Annotated in this window: 16 protein-coding genes; 2 read left to right on the top strand and 14 right to left on the bottom strand. The window is 28.3% G+C overall.

The features are described 5' to 3' along the window. Positions 1-83 precede the first annotated feature (83 nt). Positions 84-467 carry a DUF5658 family protein gene (locus B3086_RS17790; protein WP_346848299.1) on the top strand — a complete coding sequence of 128 codons (384 nt, stop codon included), beginning with the start codon at positions 84-86 and terminating at the stop codon, positions 465-467. A 30-nt stretch (positions 468-497) separates the two neighbouring features. Here B3086_RS17790 and B3086_RS17785 read toward each other — a convergent pair whose 3' ends face one another. The 7 genes from B3086_RS17785 to nadA form a co-directional block, all read right to left on the bottom strand. Then, complete coding sequence (locus tag B3086_RS17785) at positions 498-1,061, bottom strand: NUDIX hydrolase (protein ID WP_346876438.1); 564 nt, start codon at positions 1,059-1,061, stop codon at positions 498-500. 99 nt (positions 1,062-1,160) lie between these two features. After that, entirely contained in the window at positions 1,161-1,634 is a 474-nt protein-coding gene (gene msrA / locus B3086_RS17780; protein ID WP_346848297.1) for a peptide-methionine (S)-S-oxide reductase MsrA, read from the bottom strand. 48 nt (positions 1,635-1,682) lie between these two features. Continuing rightward, positions 1,683-3,488: an FUSC family protein gene (locus B3086_RS17775; protein ID WP_346848296.1), complete on the bottom strand. Its 1,806-nt coding sequence runs from the start codon at positions 3,486-3,488 to the stop codon at positions 1,683-1,685. A 107-nt stretch (positions 3,489-3,595) separates the two neighbouring features. Next, on the bottom strand, positions 3,596-4,273 hold the full coding sequence (locus B3086_RS17770) for a pseudouridine synthase (RefSeq protein ID WP_346848295.1): 678 nt from the start codon (positions 4,271-4,273) through the stop codon (positions 3,596-3,598). 113 nt (positions 4,274-4,386) lie between these two features. Continuing rightward, positions 4,387-5,226: a carboxylating nicotinate-nucleotide diphosphorylase gene (gene nadC, locus B3086_RS17765; protein WP_346876436.1), complete on the bottom strand. Its 840-nt coding sequence runs from the start codon at positions 5,224-5,226 to the stop codon at positions 4,387-4,389. Continuing rightward, entirely contained in the window at positions 5,204-6,526 is a 1,323-nt protein-coding gene (locus B3086_RS17760) for an L-aspartate oxidase (protein ID WP_346848294.1), read from the bottom strand. The genes nadC and B3086_RS17760 overlap by 23 nt, the downstream gene beginning before the upstream one ends. A 1-nt stretch (position 6,527) precedes the next feature. Further along, positions 6,528-7,436: a quinolinate synthase NadA gene (gene nadA, locus B3086_RS17755; protein ID WP_346876435.1), complete on the bottom strand. Its 909-nt coding sequence runs from the start codon at positions 7,434-7,436 to the stop codon at positions 6,528-6,530. Between the two features lie 244 nt (positions 7,437-7,680). On the opposite strand from nadA, the gene B3086_RS17750 reads away from it, so the two are divergent. After that, positions 7,681-8,472, top strand: coding sequence for a lipid II flippase Amj family protein (locus B3086_RS17750; protein WP_346876434.1), 792 nt, complete (start codon positions 7,681-7,683; stop codon positions 8,470-8,472). A gap of 72 nt (positions 8,473-8,544) precedes the next feature. Here the strand turns inward: B3086_RS17750 and B3086_RS17745 are convergent, their stop codons facing one another. The 7 genes from B3086_RS17745 to B3086_RS17715 form a co-directional block, all read right to left on the bottom strand. Further along, complete coding sequence (locus B3086_RS17745; protein WP_346876433.1) at positions 8,545-9,438, bottom strand: class I SAM-dependent methyltransferase; 894 nt, start codon at positions 9,436-9,438, stop codon at positions 8,545-8,547. A gap of 775 nt (positions 9,439-10,213) precedes the next feature. Then, on the bottom strand, positions 10,214-10,354 hold the full coding sequence (locus B3086_RS17740; protein WP_346894090.1) for a hypothetical protein: 141 nt from the start codon (positions 10,352-10,354) through the stop codon (positions 10,214-10,216). Next, positions 10,351-10,626 (bottom strand): hypothetical protein, encoded by a 276-nt coding sequence (locus B3086_RS17735; protein WP_346894088.1) that lies wholly within the window; start codon positions 10,624-10,626, stop codon positions 10,351-10,353. The genes B3086_RS17740 and B3086_RS17735 overlap by 4 nt, the downstream gene beginning before the upstream one ends. A gap of 101 nt (positions 10,627-10,727) precedes the next feature. Continuing rightward, entirely contained in the window at positions 10,728-11,114 is a 387-nt protein-coding gene (locus B3086_RS17730) for a hypothetical protein (RefSeq protein WP_346894086.1), read from the bottom strand. A 430-nt stretch (positions 11,115-11,544) separates the two neighbouring features. Beyond that, a complete protein-coding gene (locus tag B3086_RS17725; protein WP_346894084.1) occupies positions 11,545-11,859 on the bottom strand; it encodes a hypothetical protein in 315 nt (104 codons plus the stop codon). Between the two features lies 1 nt (position 11,860). Next, a complete protein-coding gene (locus B3086_RS17720) occupies positions 11,861-15,418 on the bottom strand; it encodes a hypothetical protein (protein ID WP_346894082.1) in 3,558 nt (1,185 codons plus the stop codon). 203 nt (positions 15,419-15,621) lie between these two features. After that, complete coding sequence (locus B3086_RS17715; protein WP_346894080.1) at positions 15,622-15,918, bottom strand: hypothetical protein; 297 nt, start codon at positions 15,916-15,918, stop codon at positions 15,622-15,624. Positions 15,919-15,956: the final 38 nt, after the last annotated feature.

Below are 15,956 nucleotides of genomic sequence, written 5' to 3'. Positions count from 1 at the left end.
ATAAGTTGTAACTCACATAAACTTTTAATATAATAGCATATTTTAACGTAATATGGATATATTTCTTTGTGAGGTGTTATTTTATGAATTTTATTAAATTTACAACTAAATCAGAAGTTACAACTTCAAAGCCTATAAGAAAAAAATTACTCTTTATTCTTTTTTTTAATATTAGTGATTTGCTTTTTACTTGGCTTTTTGTGGGTAAGTACAGTGGTATATTTTACGAGGCTAATGCTATTGCAAAAGTCATTATGACTAATTTTCCTCTATGTTTCTTTTTAAAAATATCTATAGTATTATTAGTTATCCTTTACTGGAACTATAGGCTTAAAGGCGCAACCTTAAAAGGGCTTTTCATTTCAAATATCACTGCTAATTTAGTGCTTATAATGTATATATTAATCAATGTTCTTCACCTATTTAATCTATTAGTTTTATTATATACAAAAGGATTACTATCTTAAATGCACTTATAACTAATTATCCATTTTTCATTACCATCCTCTACTTTTTATTTTATCATTAAATTTTTCATATAATTTTATCATATTAGGCTCATTACTATGTTTGTGAATTTCATCAATAGGAAGCCATTTAACACCACTATTTTCATCTTCTTTAATTTTAACTTTTTCCTCTTCATCAGCTTCTAGCAAATATGCAAGAGATAAATGAAGATGGGCTGAGACGTATTTACCTCTTTTAAAATGTCCAATAACCTCTAATATATCTAGAGATAATATCTCTGGAGTAATAGCTCTTATATTTTCTAATCCAGTTTCTTCCTTTGCTTCCTTTATTGCTACATGAAGTAAATCTTCATCCCCATCAGCATGTCCACCTGTCCAACACCAAGTTCTATAAATATTATGATGAACCATTAAAACTTTAGTTCTATTTTTATTTACAATATATCCTGAACTGGTTACATGAATTAATGGATTTTCTCTAGTTAACAAATTATTAAATTTACTTATACTTAATAAAGCTACATTTTTATCCTGTTCCTCTTCCTCATTATGTGGAATATAATTTTTTATATCTTCAATCCATCCCATGATTAACTCTCCTTTATAACACGCTATGATTTTAATTTATATATTTAATAGTAACATAAAGGTTCAACACAGTGTAGAAATACTGCATTGAACCTATTATTAATCTAATTTTATATGGCAATATCCATTAGGATTTTTCTTTAAATACTTTTGATGATATTCTTCTGCTCTATAATAATTTTCTAAAGTTTTTACTTCTGTAACTATTTTCTTTATATAGTTTTTCTGTACTTTTTCTATATTTCTTCGAATTATTTCTTCATCTAATTTATCAACATAATAAACTCCAGTTCTATATTGACTTCCTCTATCATTTCCCTGTCTATTCAGTGCGGTTGGGTCTATTATTCCCCAAAATTTATTTAGTATTTCCTCTAAGGAAATTATACTTTCATCATAATCTATCACACATACTTCTGCAAAATATGTATTACCATAGCATACATCTTCGTAGGTAGGATTTGTTGTTCTACCATTGGCATATCCTACTTCTGTATTTGTTACACCGTGAATTCTAGAAAAAAATTCTTCTACACCCCAAAAACATCCTCCTGCTAATACAATTCTTTTCATCTTGTTAACTCCTTTATATTTTTCTTTAATCTATATTTTACATTACCATTACATATGCCGTATATTATTATTAAAGTCTTCATATAGATTCAATATTGATTCTATATTTTCCTTCTTAACATTTTCATTTTTCCCATATAATATTAACACCTTATATCCTACCTGTATCACATATTTATTATTAATAGCTATAAATTTATTAATCTCATCATCATTGTATTGAAGATTTCTCATATATAGTTTTTGACATAAAAGCGTAGAATGGATAATCAAATCCCTTATTTCATGAATCTGCTTATTACTTTGTAAAAATTCCATACTATCTTCTATAAGCTTTTTATTCAACCTAGCAATTTTATCTATAAGTTGTTCTACTCCATCCTTTAGTCTATATTGGAAAACAACTCTATTCACTATAACCACTACAACTACCCCTATAATCACGTATACTATTCTATATAAAATCAATACATTTATATTTTCTGTTAAAGAGGCTATACATATAGATGCCATAGCTGCAAATAGTGATATTTTATAGTATTCCTTAAAGGCGTAGATAAGATAAAGAGATATAATTAAAATTCCCAAGGTAATTATTTGAGAACCTGCCACATTAATAAGTATACCTGTAAATAGAATTCCTAATATATTCCCTATAACTCTGTCTTTAGCCTTTTTAATGGTATCTTCATAATAAGGTTGCATAATAGACATTATTGTTATTGCTGCCCATATTATTTTATAAAATCCTAAAACCCCTCCTATTAGTAATGCTATAGTAAGAGTTATTGCCATTCTAATAGCAAATTTAAACCTTATAGTGTTGGGTCTGAAATATTCTTTAAAGGTTACTCTAGTTTTATCTATGTCAGCTCTAGCCCACTCTTTATATACCTTATTAGAACCTCTTTTTTCCATGGAGTTCAATTCCTTAATACTACCAAGAAGATTTTCTAGTATTAGGGATATCTCTAAATGATATTCTTCACCTTTACTCCACTCTTTTATAAAGTTATCAGTAGATTCTTTTATAGTTTGAAACTCTATATTATCTTTGCATAACTCTATTATAGCTTCTACTATTTCTTTTAATTTTTCTACATATTCCTTGGAAATACTTAGATTTTTAATACCTCCATACAGTTGAATTATATATAAATTAAAGTATTCTACATTGATAAATATTTGAAATTGAACCTTTCCTAAATTAGTTGTCAAATATCTTCTATGCCTTGTTACATATACTTTATAAGCAATATCTCTCATCATTTTAGAACATTTATCTTCTATGGTATGATCATACTCTTCCTTTAAGATATTTTTAAATTGATTATATATTAAAATAAAAGCCTCTTCCATACTTTTTCCTAAAATGGATCTTTCATTTACTCTATTTATATAACTTGCCCCTACTACTATTAAAACTCCAAATATTACAGATAAAATCCTAAAAGGAAGTTCTCCTAATGATACCTGTGCATATTGAGTAAATACATATAGCATTATAAAGGGTTTGTAAAAAGTTAAATCATAGGGCGATACGATAGTATACATTATAAGAAAAATAGCAAAAAAGTTTATAGGTATCCCCCAAAATATATTCATAGATGAAAAATATGCTGTTAAAACAATAACTAAATCAATAAGGATTATTTTAATTGCTTTGTTATAGGTCTTAACCTGAAAATTTTGCCTTCCCATAACTGTTGAAGTAAGGGCTATTGGAAAAGCAATCATTATATTCTTTATTCCAAATAATATACCTACTCCAAATAGAGTTATTACAGCTACAGATCCATGCTTTATCATAGAATATGTATTTATATTGAATTTCTTTACTAGTTTATTGTACATGACACTAACATCCTTATTATAGATATTTATTTACTTATTATTAGCTAATTTAATTTAGGTATTCTATATAATATTCTAGTATTTATCTACTTGTTATATATCATGCTCTATTTCATTAAGTCTATAACCTCTTCCTCAGTAAGATACCTCCACATACCTTCTTCTATTCCTTCTATATTTATAGAACAAATTCTTATTCTTTTTAAATCTACCACATTATATCCTAATGCCTTACTCATTCTCCTAATTTGTCTATTTAGTCCTTGAGTTAATATAATTTTAAATGTACATTCATCTACTTTTATGATGCTACAAGGTCTAGTTTTTTCTCCTAGTATATATACTCCTGCAGACATATTCATAAGAAAATTATCATCTATAGGTTTATCTGCTTTTACTTCATATTCCTTTTCGTGGTAATTATCTGAATTTAATATTTTGTTTGCTAGTTCACCATCATTAGTCATGAGAATTAATCCATGAGATTCTTTATCTAATCTTCCTACTGGAAATATATATTCTTCATAGTTTATAAAATCAATGATGTTATTTTCCACATCACTAGCTGCAGTGCATGTAACTCCCATGGGCTTATTAAAAGCTATGTAAATTTTCTTTTTAGCTATGATAGGCTTATCATCAATTAAAATTTCATCCTCTAGTTCTACCCACTGCCCAGGAATAGACAGTTCTCCATTTACTTTTACTCTTCCTTCTTCTATAAGCCTATTAGTATCTTTTCTTGAGCAAATTCCAAGATTACTAAATAATTTATTAATCCTCATATGTTGTCCTTTCCTTTGTCATACTAATATTTATTAAATAAACCAAATAAAAAAATATGATTACTATATATTTAGTATAGCAATCATATTTAAACAATTATATCATTTTATATTTATATTTTTCTAAAGTTTTTTAATGAAATATCAAAGGCTTTTACAGAATGGGTTAATTCTCCAGAGGAAATATAATCTACTCCTGTTTTGCCGTAGTCTGTAACAGTATCTAAGGTGATATTTCCTGAGCACTCTGTTAATGCTCTTCCATTAATTAATTTAACCATATCCCTTGCTAAGTCTGGACTCATATTATCAAGCATAATTATATCCGCTCCTGCTTCTAGAGCCTCTAAAACCTGCTCTTTAGTTTCAGTTTCAACTTCTATTTTTCTTACAAAAGAAGAATTCTTTTTAGCAAGCTCAATGGCTTCTTTTATACCACCTGCATATCCAATATGATTATCTTTAATTAGTATTCCATCAGATAAGGAAAATCTATGATTTACTCCTCCACCAATTTTAACTGCATATTTTTCAAGAGCTCTTAAATTAGGTGTAGTTTTTCTAGTATCTAGTATTTTTGTATTAAGTCTCTCTAGCTTCTTTACATATTTGTTAGTTAAAGTAGCAATACCACTCATTCTTTGAAGTAAATTGAGGGCTATTCTTTCTCCTACTAATATATTGCCGGCGTTTCCTGTTACTTTACCGATAACCATAGTATTCTTAACTAAGTCTCCATCTTTAACAAACACATCGACTTCAACTTCTCCTAAGATTTCAAATACCCTTTTAAAAATATCCAATCCACAAATTATCCCATCCTCTTTAGTTATTAAATCAACCTCAGCTCTTTCTAGAGGTGAAACTATAGCTGATACAGTTACATCCCCATAGGGACTATCTTCTTTTAAAGCCCTCTTAATAATATCATCAACAATTAAAAAGTTTAACATATTCACCATTTACCTTTCCCTTCAAATAACTAATAAACTTATACTTATATTCTTCATTTGCATTTTTAACATCACTTATAGCCTTAAGATTAATTCTTTCAACTAATTCTCCACTTAGTTTATCATCACATTCATCTACAAGTAAATTAATATGCTGTGCTGCCTTTCTACTGAAAACTAAGCCCTCTAATAAAGAATTGCTAGCTAGTCTATTGCTACCATGTACCCCGGTACAACTAACTTCTCCTATAGCATATAAATCTTTCATAGATGTTTTTGAATTCAAATCAACCTGAATTCCTCCCATACAATAATGATGAGCTGGAGCAATTGGTAATAAATCCTTCTCCATCCTATAACCACGTTTTAAACATTGCTCATAAATATATGGGAATCTATTTATTAAAAACTCCTTAGATTTATTAGTCATATCTAAAAAAACATAGGGTGTTTGTGGAGTCTTACATATTTCCTTTAAAATCTCTCTTGAAACTATATCTCTAGGTAGTAAAGGGTTTACAAATTTCTCTCCCAATGCATTTCTTATTACTCCCCCTTCTCCTCTAAGAGATTCTGATAGTAATAACTTTCGTCCCCTTACTTCTTCTTCATATAATGCAGTGGGATGAAGTTGAAGATAGGATATATCCTTCATAAGAATATTATGCTTTAATGCAATGCTAAGTCCATCACCTGTGATAGTTTCGATATTTGTTGTAGAATTAAAAATCCCCCCAATGCCACCAGTAGCTAATACTGTTGCCTTAGCATTTATATTTATAATCTCATTTGAGTGTTCTATAATTCCGCCTATACATCTATTTTTATATTGAATTATATCTAGTAATGTAGTGTCTTCCAATATAGTTATATTTTCTTTACTAGAAACATAATTTATTAGTTTTTCAATTACTTCCTTACCTGTTTCATCTTTAGAATGCACTATTCTAAACTTACTATGACCACCTTCTCTAGTATAGTTTAATTCATCAATATCCTTATCAAAATCTACTCCTAACCTCAATAATCTATTAATATTATCAGTAGAATTTTCAACTATCTGGGTAACAGCCTCCAATTTATTTTTATAATTGCCAGCTTTTAAAGTATCCTCTATAAAAGCTTCCTTGTCTCCAATATCCCTTAGGGTTGAAATGCCACCTTGAGCTAAATAACTGTTGCAATCTCTTAGCTTATTTTTAGTTATTATTAAAACTCTAAGATTATCCTTCAAATTACAAGCAGTGTAAAGTCCTGCAATACCTGTCCCTATAATTAATACATCATATTTTTTATTCATTTTACTTATTAGATAGAAGATGCATATTTTCTAAAGATTTATGAGCTTTCAATCTTAGCTCCTCTTCAATATGCACTTCAAACTCCTCATTAATTAAGCAATTATATAAATCTTTCATTGATATTTTTTTCATATTGGGACAAATCATTCCGTTGTCAATAGGGATAAAGGTTTTATTGGGACTTTTTTCTTTCATCTGATAAAGAACGCCTTCCTCTGTTACTACTATAAATCCATTAGTTCCATCTTGAACACTATAATCTATAAGTTCAGAAGTACTTCCTATAAAATCTCCCAAATCTCTTACTTTTTTAGAGCACTCTGGATGAACTAGCACCTTAAAATTTGGATATCTATTCTTTAAAGTTAAAACCTCTTCCTCTTCAACTCTCTCATGAACTGGACAAAACCCATCATAAAGTATAAACTTCTTGTTCTGTATATTTTCTTGCAAATAACTACCTAGATTTCTATCTGGAAGGAATATTATTTCTTCTTCCTCTATGTTATTTAAAATTGCCTTAGCAGAGGATGATGTAACACAAACGTCAGATAATGCTTTAATATCTCCATTTGAATTTATATATGTTACTACCTTTGCTTTAGGATTTCTTAATTTCATAGCTTTTAATTTATCTACTGTAGCCATATCTGCCATTGGACATGTAGTATCATTTACTGGAATTAATATTCTTTTATTAGGTGATAATATTTTTGCACTCTCAGCCATAAATTTTACTCCACAAAATACTATTATATCTTTAGAACTTTCCATAGCTTTCTTGCTTAAAAAATATGAGTCTCCTACTATGTCTGCAACTTCCTGTATTTCTGCTTTTTCATAAAGATGAGCTAAAACTAAAGCATTCTTCTCTTTTTTTAACTTTAATATGTCTTCTTTTAAACCCAAATTTTACACACCTCCGTCACGTAACTATACATCTGTATATACACCTAGTATAGCACCATCTTGGAGCTTGTCAATAATATGTGAAGTTATATTAGAAAATATTTATATGAATTTTCCTCTCCTTAGTGCTTCTTATAATAATTGAATAACCTAGTTTTATTTATGAATATGTTATATACTATTAATACATTTCTAATTGTTGTAAAAATATAGATATATTTGAAAATGGAACGGAGGAATAACTTTGAGTACTCAAATTATAATTGTTTTAGTTTTGAATTTTATAATTGCCATAATAGGAACATTAGCTTACTCTGTAAGACTTGTAGGTGTTAGAACAGGTAAAATAGCAATAACCTTTGCTGTATTTAATATATTATCTTTAGTATCAAGAACAGCCTTAACTTTTCAAGCTCCTTTACTAACAAAGTTTGTTGAGAATAGTACAGGTGAAAGTGATGTGTTAAACCTTTTTAAGTTAATTATAATAGTTTCTGGTATAGCTACCCTAGTAGGCGCATTTTTAATTCCTACTTTTCAAAGATTATTTTATAAAGGTGTTATCCGATTTTCTATTGATAAATCTATACCCAAACTAATTATGCACAGTTTTTCAAAGGCAGGTGTCCATTATATGAGGGACTGTATTTCAATTCCAGTGAAAGAAAGTGTAACTAAAATTAATTTTAAAAAGTTACCTTTAAAAATAATAATTTATAATATAATTGCAGTTGCAATATTAACTGTAGGAGCCTTAGCACCAATTTATGCCGGTACCATAGTTCCTGATTTAAGGGCAACTTGTATAACCCTATCCTCAGTAATAAATGGATTTGCTACAATCCTAATGTCTATTTTTATAGATCCACAACTATCCATTATGACCGATGATGTAATAGATGGTAATTGTCCTGAAGAAGATTTTCGTAGCTGTGTTATTGCCATGATAGGAAGTAAAACTATTGGAACCTTCGCTGCTCTTCCACTTCTTATTCCAGCCTCTTATATAATAGTATTTGTAGCTAAAATTCTTTAATTTCTCAATGTAAAAATAGCTAGACTTGTATGAATACAACCCTAGCTACTTTAGATTTTTAGAGAATTTATTTTATTTTTTTGTACCATAAGATATAAGGGTACATGGCATTTGAATAATATATGCACTATCTTTATTACTCATAACATATTCACTTATTTTTGACTCACCATCTACGAATATTTTAGCTTCCTGCTCACTTAAACCTCTATCTATAAGAGCGTTTATATAGCCTACCTTCTCATTCTCTGATAGCTGTTTATTCCAATTCCAAGCAGCAGTAATTGCATCAAATTGTTTAGCATGTTCTTCTTTATTACCATGGGGATTAATATATTTAACCCTATCATTCATTCGCACATCAACATTATGTAATCCTAACTCTTGCATAATTTCAGGAATTTTAACACCAACTCTATAATCTCTACCTCCATTTTCTAATTCCTTCTTATACATTTTTCGATGTAAATGTATAATTCCAAGTTCAGTGTAATCTAATCCACTAAAATATTGACCTGTCTTTTCTATTTCTAGGTCTGCTTCCATACAAACAACTAAACCACCACTTACAACTGATTGTATCATTTTATCAAGAATATTCTTTGTATTTGGAATATGTCTTAATACCGCTTGCGATATAGCTATATCATAATCTTCAGTTGGTATATACTCATTCAAGTCTGCCTTTATAAATTTTGTTATATAGCCTGAATTTGCAAAAATGTCTTTTGCATCATCTAAGAGAGTATCACTAATATCAATACCTGTATATGTACTTCCTTTAGGTAATATGGGCAATAATAGTAATCCAACATATCCAAAGCCACAACCAAAATCAATGATATTTACAGGCTTACTAATTTTCCAAACCTTCTCTACAAGGAATTCTATATAATCATTATTACACCATCCAGTACGTATAGCTTTTAAAAAATCCAATCTCCCATTCCAATATGATTCATTCACAATTTTACCTCCTTAAGCAATTCATTATCTCCTTGTTTTCCATAATTGCTATATATCCAAATAAAAAAACATTGATAATTAAAATATATCTTTATTTTCTGTAAATAATTATCTTCCTACGCACTGTAGTAGGATTAGCTCCAACTATGAATCCATTACTAAATCTTTGATTTTATTTTGTGATATTCTTTTCCTGTAAAATCATCAGCATGTTCTAAAATAAGATTCGTTCCAGCTTTAGAATTACCATTTTCAAACCAAGCTAATTTCCCTTCAGAAGTTTTAGTTACGGCTAATACATCACCTAAATTGTATCTAATACTACTATTAGCAAGTTCATCAAGTAAGTCGGCAGATTTTCAACCTACTTTACTTACCCCCTTGTGGCATAATCTGTCTTATTATATTTTACTGCTTAAAACTAATATTTCCAATACATTCCCAAGAAAACAACAGAAACTAGCTTACTTTATTTTTCAGCTAGTTTCTTAGTCTTAGGTTCATTGCATTATTTAGATTATGCAGCTAAAATCAATACTTTTTAAATACATATTTCCCAGTATTTTATTTATAAATACACTTCATTAGTATTATTTTATATCTTGTAGTCAATTTAATCTTAATTTTTAAGTGAGCTTTTTAATTAGTTATTATCTTAAACCCTACTTATTACCTCACCTGTACTATTCAAAATAGTTGTAGTAAATTCATCTGTACTTAATTCTATACTATCATTTTCTACTTTACAATCATTTAATGCACTTGTAAAATATTCCTATGATTTTTCTCCATCCAAAGAAATACAAGTCAAACCAAGTTCTTGAAGTACAGTTAATCTACCTTTTCTTTCAAAAGATATAAACTCGTAAAATAATGAATCTAACTTAACTTTACAGTTTTTTAGAAAATTATTCATATCAATAATATGAACTCTTTATTAAATCCAATACATATGTGTTTGTCATCAATTAATTTACATTCTGGCTGTAATCCATGGCCTTCTGAAATTACACCTATCTCTAATACAGGTGATAAGTCATATTTCATTTCATTTCTAAATAGAAAAAAGTTTCTTTCTATTTGACTATCTTCACCAAGAATCAAATTATTACAGGTTGAGTTTTTTAGTTTTTCCTTTAATTCTGATTTACTATCGACTACAATTTTAATAATGTTAATAAAACTCATTATTTACCACATCCAAATGTTTCTATAGTAATCAATTTATTACTATCCCAAACGGATTGCATTTTTACAACTCCATCTATACACATAAGAATTCAATTATATTACACATTAAATTCATATTTAAAAAATCTTATCAAGTTTGAAATTATCGTTTGGTCACTTTCATATTTGAATTTAATATAATTATCTTCAAATGAACCTCCTATTTGCCCATCTATCATTAACTTTCCTGTATTTTTTACAGTTATGTTAATATATGAATCAGAGTCACTATCACTAATCTGAACATTTCCATTCAATTCTTTATTAGCCACATTAAGATATTCTATTATTTTCACCAACTCTTGCTTTGATATACAAAAATTAGACTCTCCCCTGAATTTATTCGATTGAACTTTAAAAGTCATTGTATAATAATCTTCCACACAATATAAATACTCAATACACAACTTTTTATCCTTATCATCTAAAATTACTACATCATTCATTTTCCTTCACCTCTATTTAAATTTAAAGTCATCAAATTTCTTTTTTATATGTTTTATTCTATCAATTTTTTTTATTTTTTAGTGCTTTTCTATCTTTTATCATAGATATATTATTGTTCTTAATTCCATTAACTTCTAAGCTGAATTATTGAGCCTAAGTTTTCATAGCTTATGAAGCTACACATCTATTCTATCCTTGTTTTACTTACCCCTAAAGATATTAGTGTTGATTTCCTAGGAACTCCTTTATCAGATACTTGCATATGTTAACTAATAAAAAAATAATGAATCAGCCTACTTAAATTTCAGCTGATTCATTTCATCTTTTCACTACATTATTATGCAGTAGGTGTCGTTAGTTAAAATCAATACTTTGTAGCTACATCTATATGTGTGCCTTGTTTATAGTATGCAACTTAATTATGCTCTTTTATAAAGTTGGAACTTTCCAATTCCATGCAATTCTTGCATATTCAACACAAATATAAGCCAGTCCACCTTCGATATCAGATGTATCAAGTCTTATAGACTCCTCTTTGCCCAAGTTTTTGCCAGAAGAAAGTAAGGTATATATATTTTCTTCTCTTTCACCATCGAATTTTATTATTACTATTCCAGAGTCCTTTCTAATTTCCTGTAGCAATGGTAAAAAGCAGTCGATTCCTTTCAATTCATCTGAATTTAATTTAAATCCAAAATCATCTGCCATTTTAATGAATAATTTTTTATAAATATCTAAATCCATTTTAAAACCCCCTTAATGCTTTTGCAATATCTTCAATTTCGTTTAGTTGTCCGGTTGATATTTTATATATTACATCTTTCATTGCAGACTCGCTGACACCTGTTGAGATACCATTTCTACTCATTAAAGTTTCTATCACTGCTTGTGCAGTCCTCTTATTACCATTATCAAATGTGTGGTTCTTTACGATTGACCTCGTAATAGCAGCTGTTTTATTCCAGAACCCATCATACCTAGAGGCACTATCTAGAATTGTATCTATACTTCCATTGAGTTCTGTAGTGCCACCAAATCCCTTATTTATAGCTTTGATTTGAGCAGCAGTAATTCCTTTTTTAAATCCTTGTAACCCTTCTAAGACTTTATTAGCTTCAGCCGCTCCCTTAATTCCACCTTTAAGTTTTATAGTCTCTACACCTTTTTCTGCATCCTTAACTATTAACCCAACTTCATCTCCGTATTTTATTACCCCTATCACTGGAACAAGTCCTATCCCATCTAATGTTGTTTCAGCAGCATGTCCCCATGACCATTGCCAATACTTAAAATCGTGACTTAAATCTCTAATATCTGCTGGTAGATCTGCACCAAAAAATCCAATTACAAAATCTCCTGCTACTCCTAATGTATTTATTGAATCAGTATACTTTCCTCCTATCATATGTTTTATAGAATCAGCTAGATAATTCATTGTTTTATCCATTATGCTTTGACGAACTTTACCACTTAAATCATTGTATTCTTTTATTTTTAAATCAAAGTCACTCCAATCAATATCTCTCGCATTTCCACTATTTCTAGCTAGCTTTAATTTGGCCATTTCAGCATTAGTTTTATCTAGTGCTTTATTTATAGCATTTAAAGTATCAATTGATATAGATAAAAAATTATTAATATCATCTACCCCTGAATTCATTTGATTGACCGCTGCATTCATCTTATTGATTGCTTCATTCATTTGAGCCATTCCTTCAACGGCTCTGTTTATTCCTTCTGTCATTTGATGCATTGCTTCATCCATCTGCTCGATAAATTCTTCACCAAGGCCTATAGATGATCGTTTCATTCTCTCTTCGAAAGTAACATCATCACTAATATCTAATGAATTATTATAGTTACTATTATCTACCTTAAAATCAATTGAACTTTCAGTATCTTTAAATTTAATTCTAATTTTATGATTACCATTTTTTAATGTTCTTGTATCAAGAATATATTTAAATCCACCTTTAGTTACATTTTTACAATATGGATACTTATCTTTAAGATCTTCTCTAGGTAAATTACAATGAAAATCAAAAATATAATCATTTACTTTTACATCATCTATATAAATATTATAATCAAAATCGCTCACATTATCATATGCTGAAACTATATATCCAGTTAATTTCATAAATCCTTCTTGAGCTTTTAGACTATCTATCTTATCAATCACTAACTCTTGTTTATAGTTACTTACACTTATATCTATTTCTTTTGTAATACCATTTATATCAAACTTCAGTTTATGTTTCCCACTTTTAAGTTTAACAGTATCTAATTTATAGCTAAATCCCCCATTACCTGCATATTTATAATTAGGATATTTCTTTTTTAAATCTTCTCTACTTATTGATGTTTTCAGATTAAACATTGAATCAGCTAACGCTCCATCTATATATACCGTAGATGTCATAAATCCAAATGTAGATGGATCATAATCACTTAATACGCATCCTTGAATTGTTACAACCCCACTTAAATTTTCCAAATTTGTAGGTGACTCTATATTAATTATTGACGGATTGTTTTTGGTGTGAATTTCTATTTCTTTTTCTACTCCATTAAAATTAAACTTAACTTTATGACTTCCATTTAATAATTTTGTAGTATCTAAATTATAATTAAATCCTCCTGTACCTGCATATTTATAATCTGGATATTTATTTTTTAAATCTTCTCTGCTTATTGATGTTTTCAGATTACCCATTGAATCAGCTAACGCTCCATCTATATATACCGAAGATGTCATAAATCCAAATGTAGATGGATTATGTTCACTTAATATATATCCTTTTATTGTTACAACTCCATTTAAATTTTCCAAATTTGTAGGTGATTCTATATTAATTATAGGTGCGTTGTTATTATTCACAGAAATATCTAATTCTTTTTCTATTCCATCAAAATTAAATTTAATTTTATGCTTTCCATTTGATAATTTTGTAGTATCTATATTATAACTAAATCCTCCAGTCCCTGCATATTTATAATTTGGATATTTCTTTTTCAAATCTTCTCTTCTTATTGATCCTTCAAGTTTACCTTCGTAATAATTTTTACCATCTAAATAAATATTTTTCCCTAAATTCCCTCCGATAAATAGATCAAAATCACTTAATATATATCCGCAAATTTTTATATTTCCACTTAAATTTTCTAAATTTGTAGGTGATTCTATATTAATTATTGGTGGTTTGTTATTATTTACAGAAATATCTAATTCTTTTTCTATTCCATTAAAATCAAACTTAATTTTATGCTTTCCATTTGATAATTGTGTAGTATCTAAATTATAACTAAACCCACTTTTTTCTGCATACTTATAATTAGGATACCGCTTCTTTATATCATCTCTACTTATTAGATTATGTATCGAGCCATTAAGTCCATTATCTACGTAAACTCTTTTACTATATTTCTTATCTAAATCCTCATATTCGCTTAGCACATATCCTTTTATTGTCACAATTCCACTTAAATTTTCTGTATTTATTGGTAATTCTATATTAATTATTGGTGGATTATTTTTTACAGAAATCAATATTTCTTTTTCTATTTCGTTGAATTTAAATTTAATTTTATGATTTCCATTTGATAATTTTGTAGTATCTAAATTATAACTAAATCCACCAGTACCTGCATATTTATAGTCTGGATATTTCTTTTTTAAATCGTCTCTACTTATTGATGTTTTTAGATTATCCCATGAATTAGTTATTGCTCCATCTATATACACCCAAGATGTCATAACCCCAAATGTAGATGGATTATAATCACTTAATATGTATCCTTGAATAGTTACAACTCCACTTAAATTATTTGTTGGTGATTCTATATTAATTATTGGTGGATTGTTTTTTACAGAAATCACTATTTCTTTCTGTATTTTTTCATTAAATTTAAATCTAATTTTATGATTTCCATTTGATAATTTTCCAGTATCTAATTTATAACTAAATCCTCCTGTCCCTGCATATTTATAATTAGGATATTTCTTTTTTAAATCTTCTCTACTTATAGATGTTGTCAGGTTAAAAAACATTGACTTATCTAACGCTCCATCTATATATACCGAAGATGTCATAAGCCCAAATGTCGATGGATCATAATCACTTAATACGTATCCTTTGATTGTTACAACTCCACTTAAATTATTTGTTGGTGATTCTATATTAATTATTGGTGGATTATTTGCTGTTGCCGCATAAACTGGCTTTAATTTTACACCTAAAAGTGTGTTAAATATATTTAGGATAATTAATAATAATGAAATTTCAGAAAAAATTTTTTTCATAAAGACCCTCTCCCTCAAATTTTATTATAAAATATAGTTGAGAAAATTTCGCAACATATGTTTACAGTTAAAAAATTTTATTGTCGTGGTAAACGAATTAGTTTCCTAATGCACGCCACACAAAATCCCGGTGTGAGAAGTACGTCACACCGGGTTATTCAAATATATTTGCTTTCGTAATCAAGCAAAGCAAGACTCTATTCTTAGTTGTTTATATACTCGTGTATTTTTTGATTTGCAGTGAGGATATACTTTAACTTCTGCTCTATATTCTGTAATTTTAAAGCCATCTGACGATGGGGTTTACTACTATTATTATTACTATTTTTATTGACTTGACTCTCTAATAATTTTATACGCTTTGTTAGAGCTTTGTTTTCTTTAGAAAGTGTTTCTACTTGAGAATTTAGTGCTTTATTTTCACTTGATAGTTCCTTAATAACACCTATAACTTGAGATATACCCTGGTTATAAATCTCAATAATTTTGCCTTCGCTCATGACGTGCCACCACCTTTATCACTAGTTTTTATAAGACA

Source organism: Clostridium sp. UBA871, from assembly GCF_002295255.1.
Lineage (GTDB): Bacteria > Bacillota > Clostridia > Clostridiales > Clostridiaceae > Clostridium_J > Clostridium_J sulfidigenes.
This window is presented reverse-complemented; position numbering and strand designations above follow the sequence as displayed.